Origin of the sequence: Lutibacter sp. B1 (genome assembly GCF_012524075.1) — a bacterium.
Taxonomy (GTDB): Bacteria; Bacteroidota; Bacteroidia; order Flavobacteriales; family Flavobacteriaceae; genus Lutibacter.
The window spans coordinates 1-3,599 of record NZ_JAAZUI010000056.1; the positions used below are offsets into that span (position 1 = coordinate 1).

A 3,599-nucleotide genomic window follows, 5' to 3' on the forward strand; every position below is an offset into this window, starting at 1 on the left:
ACTGGCTATATTGCATTGTGGCGGATTTTCTTTTTCAGAAAATCCTCGTATATTTACTAACATAACTGCTATGGCGGAAAAATCTTGCCGATTTTTCCACAACGACAACATAGCCTAAACCGTTGTATGCCATTTAGCTCAGTGCTACAAATAGAGACAAACATAACTGATAATGAATAAATTGAGGCTCTTTTGAAAAACCTTTACAAATCGTTTAGATTATGAAAATTGTAGATTAGAAATTTAAACATAAAAACCAATAAAATTATGTCAATAGAAACTTACAAAAATGGAATGATGTATGAAAACTTTATGTGTAGAGCTTTCAAAACAACAGACAGAATGAAACCCGGTATTGATATTTCATATATGAGAAATTTAATAGATGCTGAAAACGGAGAAAGTTGGGTTAGTCATTTACCTTCTGCTGACAAACAGTTAGTAAAAGTAAAAACATATATCAATAAAGCTTTTGAGAAGTTAATAAAAAGAAGGAGAAAAGAAGAAGACAAAATGCAATTGAGATTATTACAAGAGAAAGCTCAAAACTCATTTTCATCGGGAGAATTACTTGACATTATTGAACAAACTATGGAAATAACACAAGATTTAAAATAAATAAAAATGAAATATCCAGTTAGATATACTTATTTAGGATTCTACATCAACTCTTTAGTCGATGAAGGGGAAACTCTTGATTTAAATGAAACTCACGAAAAAATAAGAAACAAAACTCTTTTTAAATGGTTGAAAGAGAAATTCCCAGAAAAACTTGATATTAGTCTTTATACAGAAGAAGAACTTAATGCTATTGAATCATTTTTTGAAAGTATTTCTGTAGCTGTTGATGAAGATAGAAAAATGGGAATAACAAAAAATGGACTATGTTTATTAGTCGCATATTGCCTTGAGGCTTTGCAACATAACCCTGAAAAATATTAGAGAAGAATAAAACGGCATACAACAATGGCTCATAGGCAATGGCGGGGGTAGCTCGCTTTTCGATGGTCGGATTCCCGCACTGACTTTCGTGTCGTCCCGACAGAAAGTCGCACGCAATCCGCCACTGCCCATAGCCGAGACCGTTGTGCGTCATTTTGAAAAAGACAACGTCAACAATTATCGTGATGAACTAAACTTGGAATATTCTCTGACTTCATTTGATTTTCCCCCCATTCTCGCAAATGGTTGATAAACGGAATAAGTTCTTTGCTTGACTTTGTAAGCGAATATTCTACTTTCGGAGGAACCTCGCGATAAACTTTCCTATTTACCAAGCCATCATTTTCTAACTCTCTCAAGGTTTGAGTAAGCATTTTTGTAGTAATATCTTTTATATGCCTTTTTAATTCTCCAAATCGTAAAACTTCATAATTTGACAAATACCATAAAATACGCCCCTTATATTTCCCTCCTACTCTGCGAAAAGCATAATCAACTGCACAAATTGGTTCTATAATCTTTTTTTGTTTCATTTTATAATTTTAATCAACTGATAATCAATATTAATTTCTTTTTGGTAGCTAGAGTACAAAAAAGTAGGTACTTGACAAAAGTAAACTTATTAAATAAATTTGCAAAAACTTATATAATGAACAGAAGAAACGTAATAAAACTTGGTGTGTTATCTAGCATAGGAATTGCAACTCCTGCTTTCGTAGGTTTTGCGAACACAAAATTTGAGGAAACAAAATTCCCAAGAAATAGCTATCTGAAAATAAAGTTGGACAAAATCGAAATCCTACTTTTTTCAGATGGACACGTATTTCTAGAAAAACCACAACCAACATTCGCTCCAGAAATAACATCTTCAAATTTTAACAGAGAATTGGAAAGTTTACACCTTGGTAATAACAGTCTCGATTTAGCACTAAACATTATGTTGATAAGAACAGAGAATAGAACTATTTTAATTGATTCGGGAAGTGGAAAACATTTTGGCAAAAATGAAGGTTGGCTATTAGAAAACATAGAAGGTGCAGGCATAAAAGCTGAAGATATTACAGATGTGTTTATTACACACGGGCATAGAGACCATATTGGCGGACTTGTTACAGTAAATGGAAATTTAGTTTACCCAAATGCTCAATACCACATTGCAAAAAGGGAATACGATTTTTGGATGAAAGACAATCCTGATTTTTCAAAAAGTAAATTGAATCTAGAATCTGTTAAAAAAAGTGTTGACTTTACTAAAAGAATACTCAATACTATAAAAGAGTTAGTGGAGTTTTTCGATTATGGAGATACGCTATTCTCCATTTTACATACGGAATTAGCAGAAGGACATACTCCCGGACATACAATTTTTACAATTATTTCGGGAGATAAATCCATTAAAAATATTGTAGACACAACGCATACCCCAATTTTAATTGGAAATCCAGAATGGGGAACACAATGGGATGTTGATTTCGAAAAAGGAATTGAAACACGTAAAAAAGTTTTAGAAGACTGTTTTATGAAAAACCAATTAACAATGTCCTCTCACTTGCCTTGGCCAGGGTTGGGTTATGTAGGAAAAAAAGACAGTTACTATTGGATTCCGTTGCCTTTTGCAACTCCAAATGCTATTGAATTATAAAAAACGAACGCACAACACTGTGTATAAGCAATAGCGGGTTAAATGATTAATTGCAAGGTCAGTACATTTTAGGTCGCTACTTGCAAATTCATTATCTTTTTGTAAATTTAGCCAATGAAATTTGCAAGTAGCTTACGTCAGTCTAAACCGAAAAGTTAGGCTTTTCTACTCCGCTACTGCTCATACACTCACCGTTAGCATAAATAGCTCGACTGAGTTTTGGTCAGAAAAATTAAAATTGAAAAAGTTAATTGAAAACTATGATTTTTAGCAATATTTCGGAGTGAAAATTGAATCGGTCAGATTTGAGCAATGAAAACGGAAAGAATTCAGTTTTTAATGAAAAAATAGTACTAAACTGAGAAATTTCTGAGTGATTTATATTCAAAAAGGTATGAGAATTGTATCGGAATGAATTTGCTTTTTAATGAAAAATATGTACTAAACCTGAAAAATTCCAGATAGACTTCATCTCTACCGGAATTGAGAATTAAAACGGTGAAGAGTTTGAGCAACGAATCCGAATATCTTTAAAATGAATAATTGCAATAAACCGAAAAACTTTTTTGACTTTTTTCCTATAAAACGTGAAAATAACAACGGAGAAAAAGCTAAATGAGAAAAATTAGTATGTTTTATAAACCTCAGAAAATAGAAAAATTCAATGCTCTGCAGAACGTGTCGCTAAATATGCTAACAATGGCTAAAGTTCAGCGTGGCTTTTTTGCTAATTCAAAAGTTTGGTGTACTTTTAATCGGCTATGTTTCATCAGCGGAAAAGTCTCCGACATTTTCCACGCCGAAACCCTAGCCTAAACCGTTGGGCTTCATACGGAGAAAAAAATTAAGTTTTAAATTATAATCCGATTTTTTTGTAACTTTGAATCTAAGATATAACAGAATATGAATATTCAAACTTCAAAAATTGAATTGGTAAAAATGATTCTCAACATTGAGAATGACAAATTCATTGAAAAAATCACAGAATTTATTCAAAAAGAAAAAGTAGATTTTT

General features: G+C 32.1%; 4 protein-coding genes. 3 read left to right on the top strand and 1 reads right to left on the bottom strand.

The features are described 5' to 3' along the window. The first annotated feature begins 267 nt into the window (after positions 1 to 267). Both HGB55_RS14580 and HGB55_RS14585 read left to right on the top strand, forming a co-directional pair. On the top strand, positions 268 to 618 hold the full coding sequence (locus HGB55_RS14580) for a hypothetical protein (protein WP_168817743.1): 351 nt from the start codon (positions 268 to 270) through the stop codon (positions 616 to 618). Positions 619 to 624: 6 nt separating this feature from the next. Then, the gene (locus HGB55_RS14585; RefSeq protein ID WP_168817745.1) at positions 625 to 942 is read left to right on the top strand and encodes a hypothetical protein; all 318 of its coding nucleotides are present in this window, start codon (positions 625 to 627) and stop codon (positions 940 to 942) included. 170 nt (positions 943 to 1,112) lie between these two features. Here the strand turns inward: HGB55_RS14585 and HGB55_RS14590 are convergent, their stop codons facing one another. After that, complete coding sequence (locus tag HGB55_RS14590) at positions 1,113 to 1,475, bottom strand: helix-turn-helix domain-containing protein (RefSeq protein WP_168817747.1); 363 nt, start codon at positions 1,473 to 1,475, stop codon at positions 1,113 to 1,115. Positions 1,476 to 1,591: 116 nt separating this feature from the next. On the opposite strand from HGB55_RS14590, the gene HGB55_RS14595 reads away from it, so the two are divergent. After that, positions 1,592 to 2,584, top strand: a complete 993-nt coding sequence (locus HGB55_RS14595; protein WP_168817749.1) for an MBL fold metallo-hydrolase — start codon at positions 1,592 to 1,594, stop codon at positions 2,582 to 2,584. Positions 2,585 to 3,599: the final 1,015 nt, after the last annotated feature.